Raw genomic sequence first — 15,213 nt, 5'->3', positions numbered from 1 at the left:
TTTGTCTTGAACCTTTATTACATCTAATTTTCTTGATTACCTGATTAAAAAATCAAGGTAATTGTGTTAATCCTTAAAATCACGGTTCAGACCATTTTCTAACATCTATTTTGCCTGTAACGGCTTCTGCTATTAATGCGGTTTTGTATTCTTCTACTAATGTGATTTCTTTTTGGATGGTGGAGATGGTTTTGTCTATTAATCCTAATTCATTTTCTATATATTTTACAATCGCTTGTTGTTCGAGAAAAGGAGGAAGAAAAATCTTCACATTTTTTACTCTATCCACATTCAAGTTATATTGAGTACTTTTAATAGCAATTTTATAAAATTCAGCTCTTAAATTTTTTAATTGGTAAAATAGAAAATCAGTATCTGTACCTTCAAAAGGATAAAAACCAATTACACTATCTGGAAAACAAGCTTTAAAATTCAGAATTGCAACATCCGCAATATTAGCTGCAACACTCATTACAACGGTGTTTATGGGGAATTCTTTCGAAACATTTTTCCCTAATTCATTTAATGTTTGGTTGTAAGTTTCAATGTATTTACCTGTAGAAGTAATATTGCCAGTTTGGATAAATGGATAGTCTCCATCATAGAATTTTGGGTCATTTCTTGGTCTTGGTGTGAACTTTCCTCGTAAAATGTTAGTGCCGTATTTTAGCTTCTTAACCTTCCAATGAACAGGAATATCCCCCAACCATTCTATACCAGAATCTTTCAATTGTGCATTTGGGTCTAAACCTTTGGTAACTGCTTGATTTATAATAGCAGTTTTTTGCTCATTAAGTAGTTTTATCAATTGCTTTTTCTTTTTGATAAAACGGTTTATTTTCTCGATTTTGTAGTCTAGGAAGTGGGCTATTTTTATTTGTTCTTTTTTTGGTGGAAGGGCTGTTTTAATGTCAAAAAAACTGTCTGTATACATCCTTAACCTACTATCAATAATTCCAGTAGATTGCTTTTTGAATTCTTGTTGTCCATTTTTTGTTTTAAACAAATAACCAAAATACCTTTCATTTCCAATATGGTTTCTATAAACGCAGTAAGCTGGACTTACAATTCCATTATATTTTGAAATCCCTAAACTTCCATTCCAAGCAAGCATTATATTTATTACTAAATCGCCTTTTTCAACAATTTTATAACCTTCTAATGTTTTTGCATTTGAAATGCTTTCGCCTTCTGCAACTTTATCTGATTTTTTTGTAACACCAGTATATTGAGAAACTGAAAGTAAATCTTCTTTTCCAGTTTCGCTTCTATTATTCAATTCTTTAAAAACGTATTTTATTCTTCGAATTTCCCAATGCTCCGGAATTTCTCCCAGCCAAGCAATGCCACTATTTTTGTATTTAGGGTATTTATTCATTGTTTGGTGTTATGGTGTTCAATATTTCTTCCCATTTGGCTTGTAGTACTTTTTTATTGGGCAATTGGGTTTGGTATTCTGCTACTAAAGTTGGCGAAAGGTTTCTGCTCATAGCATATTCTACTACCGCATCGTCTTTTCCTTTACATAGTAAAATACCAATGCTTGGGTTTTCATTTGGCTTACGTATATCACGGTCTAAGGCTTCTAAATAAAAATTCAGTTGCCCTAAATGGGCGGGTTTAAATTTTTCAATTTTTAATTCTAAAGCTACCATACAATTAAGCGTTCTGTTGTAAAACAACAAATCAATAGCAAAATCTTGATTGCCCACTTGCACAGGATACTCTTGCCCCATAAAGGCAAAATCTCTTCCAAATTCTAGTAAAAATTTGGTAATATTTTGAGCAATAGCATTTCTTAAATCGTGTTCTTTATGCAAGTTTGGTAATTGTAGCAACTCTAGCACATAAGTGTCTTTAAATGTTTTGCTAATATCTTGTGGCAATTCTCTCGTCTGTGCCGAGAGTTTTGAGTCTGCTAACATCACGCGCTCAAATGTGCTTGTATTTATCTGTCTTTGTAGCTCTCTAGACGACCATTTTTCTTTTATGCTCATTCGAGTATAAAATTCCCTTTCTTCAATGGTTTTACAAGAAGAAAAAATAATGGTATTATGTGTCCAGCTTATTTCTCTCGTCAGTGCCGAGAGTTTTTCATTGTCTTTGTAGGTTTCATAAAACTGTTTCATTCGCCATATATTTTGGCTTGAAAAACCTTTTAAATTAGGTTCTGTTTTTCCTATAAAGATTGCTAATTCTTTTACTACAGCCTCACCCCAAACTTTGGTTTCTACTTGCTGGCTCACGTATTTGCCAATTGCCCAATATAGGCTCACAAGTTCTTTGTTTACAGCCTGGTATGCTTTTAGCTTTGCTTGATTAATTAGTTTAAAAACATAAGAAAATTGTTCCTGTAATTCCATTATTCCACAATTTCTTTAAGTAAGTTTTCTGTTTCATATTCTAAAGCTAAAATATCTGCTGCTATATCGCTTAATGGGCGTAAGGCTTCATATTGATAAAAGTATTTGTTGAAGGCAATTTCATAACCCACTTTCATTTTCTTTTTGTCGTACCAAGCATTTTTAGCAAAAGGCAATACTTCACGAGCAAAATACTCGTCTATACTTTCTTTTAAAGGCACATTTTCAGAGTCTTTCAATTCTTTATCGGCTTTTGGTTTGCCTTTACTATCTTTGATAATGTTGCCTTTTTCGTTTCTTTCGGGTTGATGCGTAGTTATTTGATAAAAACCAAAATCTTCATTGTCAAAAACTTTACTGTAAGTTTCGTCCGCATTATCAAAAGCAAAATACAGTTCTTGTATTTTTAAGATATGTTCTCGTGTTAGTTGATGGCGTTTGCTTCCCAAAGATTTACGCATTTTAGTAAAAAACTCCTTTCCAGAAGCATTTATCAACTGTACTTTTCCTTTTCGTTTGTCTTCTTTTACATTGCTTAATATCCAGATATAAGTAGCAATACCTGTATTGTAAAACATATCGTTGGGCAATTGTATGATACATTCTAACAAATCGTTTTCTAAAATGTATTGGCGTATGCCACTTTCGCCACTTCCTGCATCGCCAGTAAATAGGGCAGAACCATTATGTACAGAAGCAATACGGCTTCCTCCATCTTTTGGGTCTTTCATTTTTGACAGCATGTGTAGCATAAACATTAACTGCCCGTCGTTACTACGAGAAGTCAAACATTTTTCTTCTAGTTCGCCTTTAAAGTTTTTAATGGGTAAATTAAAACGTAGGTCGTTGATTTCAATTTTTTTCCCAGAGCCTACATTAAGGTTTTCAATATCTTGTTTCCAACTGGTGCCATAAGGCGGGTTGGTTAGCATAAAATTGAATTTTAAGTTGGGGTCAAAACCGTATTCGCTTAGTGTAGAACCAAATTTTATTTTATCTGGGTCTTCGTTTTTAAGCAACATATCAGATTTACAAGTGGCATACATTTCGCCCGTATTCTCTTGTCCGTATAAATGGAAGGTTGCTTTCGATTTTATTTCTCCTTCTGGATTGGTGGCGTATTTTTTAGATTGGGTCAACATGGCGCCAGAACCAGCACAAGGGTCATAAACCAAAAAAGTGCCGTTTTGTATTTGGTCTTTTACAGGTAAATACACCAAATGCGTCATTAATTCAATAATTTCCCTGGGTGTAAAGTGACGTCCAGCAGCAGCGTTTGTTTTTTCGTTAAATCTACGTATCAAATCCTCAAACATATAACCCATGGCCATAGGCGATATTTTTTCAGGCCTCAATTCTACCTTTGGGTTGCAGAATTTTTCGATGAGTGAAAATGTAATACCACCATTTTCAAGCGTTTCTAATTGATTTCTGAATTTGAATTTAGAAATAATGTCTTGTACATTTTCTGAATAGCCATTGAGGTAATCTAAAAAATTGCTATCGATATTTTTTGGATCGTCCAACAACTTTTTCATGGTGTATGGCGACGTGTTGTAAAATGCCAATCCAGAACCGTGCGCTGCACTTGTTAACAATCCATCAAGGTTATCCATTTTGGATTTAAAGTCGTTGTGCGTTTTTAGAACTTTGTCTTTGCTTTTTTCAAGTGCCAAATCCAGTCGTCGTAAAACGGTCATTGGTAAAATAACGTCTTGATACTGATTTTCAAGGTATTTGTTGATCAATACATCATCTGCAACAGTCCAGATAAAATTTATAATAGGTTGTAAGCTTTGTGTGTCTAAATTCATTTAGTTTTTATTCTTTTTCTTCCTCACTTTGAGCGTTGGGTAAAAATAGTTCTTTTTTCAGCTTTTATACAAGCAATGATTAAACGAATTTCGCTAATTTTTCCGACAAAATAAAGAAGTTAAGTCTCAATCATTAAAAAGCTCTTGTACGCTCCCTGACTTTCAAACTAGTCTTCACAATTTTAGGTGCAAACGGTTTATGTTGGTATTCATTTTCAATATGGTTAATCGCATGCTTGCAACAATTTCTCAAGTATGCCTTCCACGTTGACTTATTGTCGAAATAGACAGTATAAGATGTTGCACTAATTTACCATTTGTAAAGCAAGCGACAGAGATTTAAGTTCTTTTAATTCAATCCAAAAACCAACTAGGCAACATCAATGAAATACTAGGAAATAGCGTTACCAGAGCAAGTACCACAAAGCTAACGAGTAAAAAAGGAAACCCTGCTTTGCTAACTTTAGCAATGGATACTTTACCAATACTTGATGCAATAAATAAACAAACGCCAACGGGTGGTGTGGTCAAACCAATGATTAAATTCAATACCGCAATAACCGCAAAATGAATAGGATCTATATCTACCGAAATGGCTAATTTTAGTAGAATAGGAAACAGGATGAGTAATGCTGCAATGGTTTCCATAAACGTGCCTACAAAAATAAGGAGGATATTTATCATAAGAAGCACCATGTATTTGTTTGTGGAAATTCCCAATATTTCAGAGGAAATGAGTTGAGGTACTTGTTCGGTAATTAAAATCCACCCGAATAAATTGGCGAAACCTACCAAGAGCATTAAGGATGCTGAGGTTTTCATGGAATCCAATACGATAATTTGCACTTTTTTAAAGTTCAGTTTTTTATAAACGAATGTGCCAATTAATAAGGCATAAATTACGGCGATAATGGAAGCTTCGGTGGGCGTGAAGACACCACCAATAATTCCGAAGAGAATAATAAAGGTCATTAACAACGACCAAAACGTGTCTTTAAAACTATAGAGTACTTGCTTTAAACTGCTCTTTTTGTGTTTTGGGTATTTCTTTCGTTTTGAGATAAAATAGGCGGTTGCCATTAATCCGCCACCTAATAATAACCCTGGAAGCGCGCCAGCAAGAAATAATCTTCCAACGGATAATCCGCTTAATGTTGCTGCAATAATCATGGGGATGCTGGGAGGGATTATTGGGCCCATGGTGGATGACGCAGCAGTTACCGCACATGAAAAATCGGCATCATAACCTTCTTTTTTCATGGCTGGAATCATAATCGATCCCATGCTTGCCGTATCGGAAACCGCAGTCCCGGAAATACCTGCAAATAACATAGAAGCGCCAATATTTACCAATGATAACCCCCCTGTGATATGTCCCATTAAATGATTGCAAAAATTGACTATTTTTTCTGTGAGTCCGCCATAATTCATCAAATTACCTGCCATGATAAATCCTGGAATACTTAATAATACAAAGACATCAATGCCAGAATAAAGTTTCATAGGAATCACAACCAAAGGAATTCCATTTAAAATAATATACACAAAACACGACAGCCCTAACGAGAATGCAATTGGAAAACGCAATACCAAACAAACGACAAAAACAATAAAGAGAACTAATATCATGGTTGTGGTTTTTTAAGGTGTTTGATGAGTTTTAATCCAATAAAGTAGCACATTGTAATTCCTAATATCAACATACTAGAAAATGCAATTCCCATTTTAATGCCCATACTTGGGGAGTTTTCAGTAAACCCCATAACAACAAATTTTATGGAAGCAAAGGCTAAAACGAAAAACAGAATAAAAACGCAGATTAGAATTAGGGTATTTATGCGTCTTTTCCAGATGTTGCTGAACATATTAAAAAACACATCTAAATGAATGTAGTAATTTGACTTTAAAGCTAAAGGACTTGCAAAAGCTACGGAGAAAATAAAGCACAAACGAGAAACTTCTTCCGTCCAAGATGGTGCTTGAGCTAAAAAGAAACGGGCGAAAATCTGCAATAAAACAGAACCAATCAATAGGAATACACTCCAGATGGTTCCCAGCTTCAAGATTTTTTCAATGTGTTTTTTCAACATAAATTATTCGTTTTTCAGTTCTTTATAAACAGCTTTCATTTCGGGCGACAAACTGCTGTAAATAGCATCTTCACTCTTTTTAATAAAGGCTTCTTTATCCACTTCTATAAATTCCATGCCTTTTGCCGAAAGTTCGTCTTTTATGTTTTTTTCGTTGTCTGTAAAAAGACGGCGTTCATAAGCTTGCATATCTTTTGCGGCTTCTAAAAATATCACTTTTAAATCGTCAGGGAGTTTTTGGAATTGGGTTTCGCCTATCACGGGATAGCCCCAACTAATCACATGTTCTGTTAGGTTGATGTATTTCTGGACTTCATAAAACCCTGCGTTTTTAATCAAATCAAACGGGTTTTCTTGGGCTTCAATAGTCCCTTGTTGTAAAGATGTAAACACTTCTGAAAACGCCATTGGCGTCGGTTTTGCCCCTAAAGCACTCCATGCCGTAACAAATGATGGCACATTCGGAACACGCACAATAAGTCCCTGTAAATCATCAGGATGTTTAATAGGTCTGTTGGAGGTTAAATGTCGCGGGCCTCTTTGAAAATAACCTACGGGACGCAATCCTGTAACTTCAATCATTTGGCGTTCCATTTCTTTTCCAACTTTTCCATGGATAAAATTTCGAGCTTCGATGGTGTCTTTAAAAAAGAACGGTAATTCACAAAAAGCAGCCAATTCAAACCAATTGTTGAGCATAGAACCTGTAACGGTCATATCGATAACTTCAGCTTGAATTAACCGAATGGCTTCAATTTCTTTGGCCAGTTGTTCAGAAGGATAGACCTGAACTTTCATTCTGCCGTCAGAACGTTCCTCTAAAATTTCTCCAAAATATTCGAAGGCTTTAAACCACGTATGGTTTTCTGTAACAATTAAACTTGCTCGAAAGAGATAAGTGTCTTCTTCCTTTGTTTTGCAATTGGTAAGCACTAAAAAACAGAGCACAATTAAGACGCAGCCCAATACATGGGTTTTTAAAAGTAGGCCTGTTTTTGATATTTTGTTCATTTATATCTTAAATTATCAATGTGTTGTAGTTATGTTCTCCTTCTTTAAAGACGATAAATAGGTAATTAAATCCCGAATGGCTCTTTTTCCCAGCAATTCTCCCATTGGTGGCATTGAAGATATCACATTTTCGCGATTTTTAATTCTTGAAATAGGAACAATTAGTGGTTCTACCTCTGAGGTTCTTAAAGTGAGTTCGTTTTTGGATTCTTCTTCTAAAATTCCAACTACGGTTTGGTCATTATCAAGCGTTAAGATAACGTTGCCATAACCAGGGGCCAATCGCGCGCTTGGATCTACAAGGGCTTCTAAAAGCTGTTCTCTAGACAATTGATTTCCAATAGTATCCAACGGCGGGCCCACATCACCACCTGCGCCGTTAACTGAATGACACCTTACGCATTGAGCAGTAGCACTATAATTAAAAATACCAAACCCCTTTCTGTGATTGCCCCCATAGAGTGCTTCTTTATAGGAACTTAAAATGCTGGTTGTGTCTTTGATTTTATTTAATTCTGAAATTAATGCTTCCGATTTTGAATTTTCTACGGTTTCATACAAATCTAATAGCACACTTTTTGAAAGTGATTTGTTTTTAGATTTTTTTAGCAAATTCTGTAAAATTGATGTTGTGTTTTCAATGGGCAAATTGCGCAATGTTTTTAAAATACTTTGTTGATCGCCAACAGAACCATATTTGAAGATAGGCGTTACAATACTCGGTAAATTTTCTTTTGAAATTTGTAAACGTTGTAATGAGTTTATGGCTACCGATCGTACATCTTGATCCTTGTCTTTCATTCCTATTTTAATCGCATTTTCGATAGTGTTAAAATTCAAGGCAGCGAGTGCTTCAAGTGCAGATTGACGTGCTTTAGGAGATTTATTGGTTTTTAAGATGTTGAATAATGAAGCATTATGCGACTCGATTTGAAGACTTCTCAAAACATCTGAAATCCCAACAAGAATATCTGGATTACGGTCTTTTAGGAAATTCGGAATTTCATTTTCAATCTTTTGTTTTACGGTGTGAATGTCCCGGGTTACGTTTCCGCGGAAGCGACCATCAACACGATCTAAAGGCGAAGGATTGTGCCAAGTGGCAATGGTTGCCAAAGCTTCGCCCCTTAAAACATTTGCTGCCTCTTGTCTTTTCGCAAATGTGATGAGGTCATCCAAGGCTTCTTCCGTTCCAACTCTTAAAGCCGCATTAATACTGCGTCTTAAAAGTGGTTCGTTATCGGTATATTTTTCTGAAAGCAACAATTTTGCCAAATCTGGAAGCGCTGCTTCAATGGACCAATCATCATTGATGGCTCTTGCAACGTCGGTTACTATATGTTCGTCTTCATCATTTAAAAAATTACTGATTTCAGGGCTTTGCATGTGCCTTAATACAAGTACCGCAGCTAATCTTAAACTTTTATTTGAGTTGTTATAAAGTGCCGCGATAGGGGCAACTTCCCTAATTCTGGAAAGTGCCAAAACACCAGCGTGTCTTAGATATAGATCCTCATCATTGTTTTTAGCAAGCATTTCCAAGATGGGTTGAACCGCTGGTTTGTATTTAAGACGACCTAAAGCTTGGGCTGCGAAAAATTGGACTCTCGCATTTTGATGCTGTAATAAAGGAACTAGTTTTTCTGAAGCTTTATTGTATTTTACATCTCCAATAATTTTTACCGCTTGGGCGATGATTTCAGGATCGTTATTAGATAATAAATCGACTAAAGGAGTAGCTTTTTTAGGGTTTTTATCTGCAAGTTGCCCAATGCCCCAAATAGCATGGATTCTTGCAAACTGATTTTTGTTTTCATTTAAAACCTTTTGAAGTGTTTTATATCCTGAGCGATCTACCAATTCAAATTGTGCTTTTTTACGAATGCGCATATCTGGGTAACTTAGGAGATCTACCAATTTGTCTTTGGAAGCATCTTCATAATTAAAAGTCATTAGGCGTTCTGTTTCTTGGCGTTCTTTAGCGAGATCATTTTTATCTTCTGAAACATCCAATTTCCAGACCCTGCCGTAGTTTTTGGTATTCCATCCGCTAATCCAATCGGCTAAATATAACGCGCCATCTGGTCCAAATCTTAAACCCGTTGGTAAAACACCATTCAAAATAGACGTATCTGTATTCAATTCAAAACTTGCGCCTTTTGGTTTTAAATCGAAACACCAAATATGAGACCGACTAGGAGTTCCAGAGAATTGCACCAAAAAGAACTTATTTAACCAATCTTTCCCTAAAGCAGTTCCCGGGTTAAACGCCATACCGGTCGGTCCACTATGAAAACTCGCCAATGGCGGAATAATGTGTGATGCCTGACCTTCCCATCTCGGTTTATGTAATTCCTCGTCCATCCAGACTTTATAAGTGTTGTTCTTTGGGTCGGTATATTTTCCAAATTGCCAATTGATACGCCAACCAGCATCAGCACCTTCAACGACATAGATTAAGCGTTCGGATTCTCCAGCATGATCACCATCATTGTCAGAAGTAATTATATTTCCGTAGGCATCAAACACAAATTCATGTGTGTTTCTTAAACCATGAGCAAAAACTTCAAAATTACTGCCGTCAGGATTACAGCGTACAATCACGCCTTGATTTGAGTATTTGTGATTTTTGCCAGCATTGTCGGTTACATTAGCGCCAATATCGCCGATGCCCCAATATATTTTTCCATCAGGGCCTTCAATGGCGCCAGACATACCATGTCCGCCAAATCCAATGTGCACTTGAAATCCAGTGGCTAGCGATTTCTTTTCATCGAAAATACCGTCATCATTTGTGTCTTCGAGTTTCCACATGTTTGGAGCAATGCCCACATACAAGTTTTCATCTTTAACTAAAATGGCACCTGCAACATCATCTACTTCATTGTTAAAATCATTTAAAACTCTAGTAGAAATATCGGCAAGTCCATCATTATCTCTATCTTCAAGCTTCCAGACTTCTTCTTTTTCGAACGCTAAATCACGCCAATCGTGAATGGAATCGTTGTTTAAATCTTTTAGCCATGTGTTTTTATCACTTAATTCGGTTGCAAACGTTTCACGCAGAAATTGGCGTCTATCTTCAACAGTTTGTAGTGTTATGGAAGGCGTCATCCAACTGGGGTAGCCTCTAATATCAAATTCTGAATTCTTCTGACGATTGGTTCTGGTTAAATAAATGTTTCCAAAATCGTCGATATCCATGCCTACAGGGTCTGGTGCTAGAGAGTCTGAAGCCCATAAAGTTAGAGTTAGCCCATCGGCTAATGTTGCGCTTACGTTTTTTCTTGTTTCTAAGGCGCGCTCTTTTATGGTTGTAGCATCTTCAATTTTAACTAGTGGAGTTTCTTTTGGTTTTTTTGGTTCTGATTTACATGAAAAAACGAATAATAGAGACAGAAGTATTGCAAACTTAACTTTCATAAATAGAAGATACTAAAAAGGATTTAAAGTTCTAAAATAGGGATTTCCTGTTTGGTTAGGAAAAAGTTTGATGAAGTTAAGAGTGAAAAAGAACTTTTGTGGTACAGTTATGTCGATTTGTTAAGTTTTTGTCAAGTGGTATTTTTGTGATATCTCTATATAGCTAACTATCTACACCTGCTATATATATATTGTCTTTATTCTATAAGTGGAGTTATGTATTTCTTTATACTCATGAATATTCAAGAGTATATTTAAGGTCAAAATAAAAATCAACCGAAATCATGATATATTAAGGCTAAATTTAGAGATCAAATTCTTTGTGAGTACCCCTGAATAAAATGAAATATGACCCCTGTTAAAATATCAGTCTTGACTATATTTTGTGTTTTTATGAATTTAACAGTAATTTTCCTTTCTTAAGTTTTTGAATTAGTGATGTATATAATCAATAAAATATTAGATATTAGACTAATTGTTTTTCTTTTAACAATTATATACTTCCAGCAGGTATATGGCCAAACACAGGCTATATTCAAAAGAATTGACCAAACCAATGGACTTTCAAGCAATAGAATTACAGGTATAATTAAGGAAGAAAAAGGTTTTGTCTGGATCGGTACAGGGAATGGGCTGAATAGATATGACGGCAAAGAGTTCAAAATATACAATAGCAATAATAGCTCACTGGAATCAAATAATATTAGTGATGTCCTACTTGATAAAAAGGGGAGAATTTGGATTGCAACCTTAGGTGGTGGTTTGAACTTATATGATTATTTAAACGATGATTTTATAGTTTATAAAAAAGATGTAAACAATCTCACCTCATTGCCCTCAAACCAGCTATATAAACTTTTTGAAGATTCAAAGGGAAATCTATGGATAGGTTCAGAAGACGGATTGTGTTTATTTGCCGAAGCATCGAATGTCTTTATTCCCTACCACCAATCGCGAGGAAATGATTCAAGAGGCCAAAATATTGTAACCAGTATATATGAAAGTGATGATGGCAATTTATGGATTGGAACTTTTGGTGGAGGTTTGAACAAATTTTTAATTGCAGACAAAACCTTCAATCATTTTGAGTCTGACGATAGGATTTTTGAAGATTTTATTCATACCATTTCTAAGCTGAACGATGAGACATTGCTTGTAGGAACTAGCGGAAGTGGGTTATTGAGGTTTGATATAAAAACTGGTAAATTCTCAAATTTTTTTAATGACGCTTTAAAATTAAAGAGGGAAATAAAAATTGTACGGTCATTATATACAGATAAACAGAATAATTTGTGGATAGGCACAGATGGAAACGGAATAATAAGAGTTGAACATATCGAGGGTCATTCACCTAAAGTTATAAATTATAACCATAAACCAGGGGTGTATTCATCACTATCGGGCAATGCAGTTTATACCATTATCGAGGATGATGAAGATAATATATGGATAGGCACAGCTTGGAACGGGATAAATGTATTGAGCCAGAAAAATAATTATGAACTGATACCAAGCGACATTAGTGGACTAAATCCTATTCCTGTACTATCAATTTATAAAAATGAAAATAAATTGTATTTGGGCTCAGATGGATTGGGGTTGACCGTTTTCGATACCGAAACGAATTTGGTTAAACAATTCAGTAAAAAATTCAATAGAGATATTGGTGGAGATTATATTCAATGTATCTATCGAGACGAAAAAGAGTTGCTATGGCTAGGAACATATGCTAATGGTGTAATTAAATTCAATCCTAAAACCGAAACATTCAATGCTTATAAGCACGATCCAAAAAACTCCAAATCCATAAGTTTTAATGACGTGCGAAGTATAATTGAAGACAATAATAATTTATGGATTGCTTCATGGGGAGGAGGGCTAAACTACTTTGATAGAGTTAAAAACGAGTTCACGGCATTTCGGGAAAATATAAATGATAGTACTTCAATAAGTAGCGACAATATAGTAGCTATGATAAAGACAGGAGATACGCTTTGGTTAGGAACTTATGGAGGAGGAATTAATCTTTTCGATGTCAAAACAAGGAAAGCAAAACGATTAAATAGCGTTAATCAGTCAAATAATAGTATTGGTAATAACATTTTAAGTCTTTTAAAGGACTCAAGAAACAATATTTGGATAGGGGATTCCGAAGGAAAAATCAATTGTTTTAGTTTGGATAAGAGGTCATTTAAAAACTTTGATGATAATGAAGTCATAAACGGGCAGTCTGAAGTTGCTATTGAAGAGGACAATGCAGGGAACATATGGTTTAGTACTGAAAATGGAATTTACAAATATGATTATTTAAGTGAAAACTTTACAAATTTTCCAAGTCTGGCCGGGTCATATCGTATTAATTCAGTTTTTAAGGATGATGATGGTTTGCTCTATTTTGGAAGGTCCGATGGTGTTTTACGTTTCAATCCTAAAAATATATCAAATGAGAATACGCAACCAGAAGTTAAAATCACAAATTTCAAGCTGTTTAATGAAGAGCTAGCTATTGGGGCCAATGAAATCATTACCAAAAATATCACCTCCACAGAAAGTATTATTCTTAAACATGATTTAAACGTATTGACTTTTGAGTTTGCCGCATTACAATTTCCATTTTCCGATCAATCTGAATATGCTATCCAAATGGAGGGGTTTGATAAAGATTGGAGACAAATTGGAACAGACAGGACCGTAACTTACACAAACTTGTTTCCGGGAAGATATGTTTTCAAAGTTAAAAGCAAGGCATTTGGTGGTGATTGGGGAGATAATTATTCTTCTATAAATATTGAAATTTTAAAACCTTTTTGGATGCAATGGTGGGCAATTCTAGCTTATATTTTAGTGTTTCTATTTGTGCTTTATCTGTTTAGGAAATATACTGTTGCTTGGGAGAATTTAAAAAGTAATTTGAAACTAGAAAAATTAACCCATGAAAAGGATATAGAACTATATGACCTAAAACAGCAATTTTTTACTAATATATCACATGATATTAGGACTCCAGTTACTTTAATATCTGGTGCCATTAATAGATTGCTTGATAGAAAAGAGCTGTTTAAAAACGATTTGAGGAATCCATTTGATACCATTAAAAAAAATGGAGATAAATTGGTGGATTTGGTCAATGAATTACTCGATTATCGACGGTTGGAGCACGATAAAATAAAGCTTCATTTGGTTAGGGAAAACCTTGTTGAATTCTGTGAAGAAATCTATTTGTCCTTTAAGGAAATGGCCTTGGACAAGGGTATTGACTTTGTCTTTAAAACCAACGCCGATAAAGTTTTGATTTGGTACGATAAGCATCAATTGGAAAAAGTGTTTTACAATTTATTATCCAATGCATTCAAATTTTCTAAAACAGCTGGAACTATTGAGTTTTCAATATTGGAAATGGAGCAATCCATTCAATTACAAATAAAGGACAGAGGCGTTGGGATAGCTAAAAATCAGCTTGATAAAATTTTTAATCGCTTTTACCAAAGTAAGCACGACGTCAAAAGTAATGGCTTTGGCCTGGGCTTGACCATTTCAAAAGAAATAGTAGAATTGCATGGTGGGGAAATTATAATAAACAGTAAAAAGAACGAAGGAACAGAGATTAATATAATATTAAAAAAAGGGAAAGAACATTTTGATACTTATTCGATTATTGAAGACGAAAATGACAACGTAAAAATTAATTCTTTACAAATTGATAACGTTGGGCAACCAATACAATCAAGAGAAAAAAGTTTAAACTCAAAAAAGCAAACTTTGCTCGTTGTTGATGACAATATTGAAATTCTTGAATATATTACTGAAATTTTAAATGAAGAGTATGAAATTATTAAAGCATTGAACGGAGAAGAAGCGTTAGAAATTACTTATAGCAGTCCTATCGATCTAATTATTAGTGACATCATGATGCCGGTTATGGATGGTATTGCCCTTACAAAAGCATTAAAAACAGACATGCGTACAAGTCATATTCCCGTTTTGCTTTTAACGGCCCGTGCTTCGTTTGCCCACAAGATTGAAGGATTTGATATTGGAGCTGATGAATATATCACTAAGCCTTTTAACGAACTACTGCTAAAAACAAGAATAAAAGGCATCCTTAAAACCAGAAAATTGTTGCACGAAAAGTTCTGGAAAAAAGAATTGATTCCTATAAGTAGGCTCAACCTTAATAAATCTGACGAAGCTTTCATGTCAAAATTAATTCAGATTCTTGAGGATAATTTAAGTTCCAAAGATTTAAACGTGAATTTTGTTTGTGGAGAGTTGGCCATGAGCCATTCTGTTGTTTATAAAAAAATTAAAAGCTTAACAAATATGACCTATGTTGAATTTGTTAGGGACTTCAGGTTAAAAACGGCTAAAAAACTCATAGAAGAACACAATTTTTCGGTTTTGGATGCTTGCTATCATGTTGGATACTCCGATAGAAAATATTTTAGTAAACTCTTCAAAAAACGTTTTGGCAATAACCCTTCTGAGTATCTATCCAAATAAAATCTGCTTTAT

Annotated in this window: 8 protein-coding genes; 1 reads left to right on the top strand and 7 read right to left on the bottom strand. The window is 34.7% G+C overall.

Annotated elements, in window-relative coordinates:
- Positions 1-79: 79 nt before the first annotated feature.
- From ABXQ82_RS08275 to ABXQ82_RS08245, 7 genes are all read right to left on the bottom strand, one after another.
- On the bottom strand, positions 80-1,378 hold the full coding sequence (locus ABXQ82_RS08275; RefSeq protein ID WP_367057640.1) for a restriction endonuclease subunit S: 1,299 nt from the start codon (positions 1,376-1,378) through the stop codon (positions 80-82).
- A complete protein-coding gene (locus ABXQ82_RS08270) occupies positions 1,371-2,363 on the bottom strand; it encodes a PDDEXK nuclease domain-containing protein (protein WP_367057637.1) in 993 nt (330 codons plus the stop codon). Before ABXQ82_RS08270 ends, ABXQ82_RS08275 begins: the two co-directional genes overlap by 8 nt.
- On the bottom strand, positions 2,363-4,177 hold the full coding sequence (locus ABXQ82_RS08265) for a class I SAM-dependent DNA methyltransferase (protein WP_367057634.1): 1,815 nt from the start codon (positions 4,175-4,177) through the stop codon (positions 2,363-2,365). The genes ABXQ82_RS08270 and ABXQ82_RS08265 overlap by 1 nt, the downstream gene beginning before the upstream one ends.
- Positions 4,178-4,531: 354 nt before the next feature.
- Positions 4,532-5,806 (bottom strand): TRAP transporter large permease, encoded by a 1,275-nt coding sequence (locus ABXQ82_RS08260; protein WP_367057631.1) that lies wholly within the window; start codon positions 5,804-5,806, stop codon positions 4,532-4,534.
- Positions 5,803-6,267: a TRAP transporter small permease subunit gene (locus ABXQ82_RS08255; RefSeq protein WP_367057627.1), complete on the bottom strand. Its 465-nt coding sequence runs from the start codon at positions 6,265-6,267 to the stop codon at positions 5,803-5,805. The genes ABXQ82_RS08260 and ABXQ82_RS08255 overlap by 4 nt, the downstream gene beginning before the upstream one ends.
- Before the next feature lie 3 nt (positions 6,268-6,270).
- Positions 6,271-7,278 (bottom strand): TRAP transporter substrate-binding protein, encoded by a 1,008-nt coding sequence (locus tag ABXQ82_RS08250; RefSeq protein WP_367057624.1) that lies wholly within the window; start codon positions 7,276-7,278, stop codon positions 6,271-6,273.
- A gap of 15 nt (positions 7,279-7,293) precedes the next feature.
- On the bottom strand, positions 7,294-10,701 hold the full coding sequence (locus tag ABXQ82_RS08245; RefSeq protein ID WP_367057621.1) for a HEAT repeat domain-containing protein: 3,408 nt from the start codon (positions 10,699-10,701) through the stop codon (positions 7,294-7,296).
- 438 nt (positions 10,702-11,139) lie between these two features.
- Between ABXQ82_RS08245 and ABXQ82_RS08240 the strand changes: the two genes are divergently transcribed.
- Entirely contained in the window at positions 11,140-15,201 is a 4,062-nt protein-coding gene (locus ABXQ82_RS08240; protein WP_367058029.1) for a two-component regulator propeller domain-containing protein, read from the top strand.
- Positions 15,202-15,213 lie beyond the last annotated feature (12 nt).

The organism is Algibacter sp. 2305UL17-15 (genome assembly GCF_040720935.1).
GTDB lineage: Bacteria > Bacteroidota > Bacteroidia > Flavobacteriales > Flavobacteriaceae > Jejuia.
Note: the sequence above shows the minus strand (reverse complement) of the source record. Positions and strands in the feature narration are given on the sequence as shown.

Excerpts from the sequence above, each read along its gene's own strand:
- ABXQ82_RS08275 (WP_367057640.1), bottom strand. The coding sequence starts at position 1,378 with ATGAATAAATACCCTAAATACAAAAATAGTGGCATTGCTTGGCTGGGA.
- ABXQ82_RS08270 (WP_367057637.1), bottom strand. The coding sequence starts at position 2,363 with ATGGAATTACAGGAACAATTTTCTTATGTTTTTAAACTAATTAATCAA.
- ABXQ82_RS08265 (WP_367057634.1), bottom strand. The coding sequence starts at position 4,177 with ATGAATTTAGACACACAAAGCTTACAACCTATTATAAATTTTATCTGG.
- ABXQ82_RS08260 (WP_367057631.1), bottom strand. The coding sequence starts at position 5,806 with ATGATATTAGTTCTCTTTATTGTTTTTGTCGTTTGTTTGGTATTGCGT.
- ABXQ82_RS08255 (WP_367057627.1), bottom strand. The coding sequence starts at position 6,267 with ATGTTGAAAAAACACATTGAAAAAATCTTGAAGCTGGGAACCATCTGG.
- ABXQ82_RS08250 (WP_367057624.1), bottom strand. The coding sequence starts at position 7,278 with ATGAACAAAATATCAAAAACAGGCCTACTTTTAAAAACCCATGTATTG.
- ABXQ82_RS08245 (WP_367057621.1), bottom strand. The coding sequence starts at position 10,701 with ATGAAAGTTAAGTTTGCAATACTTCTGTCTCTATTATTCGTTTTTTCA.
- ABXQ82_RS08240 (WP_367058029.1), top strand. The coding sequence starts at position 11,140 with ATGTATATAATCAATAAAATATTAGATATTAGACTAATTGTTTTTCTT.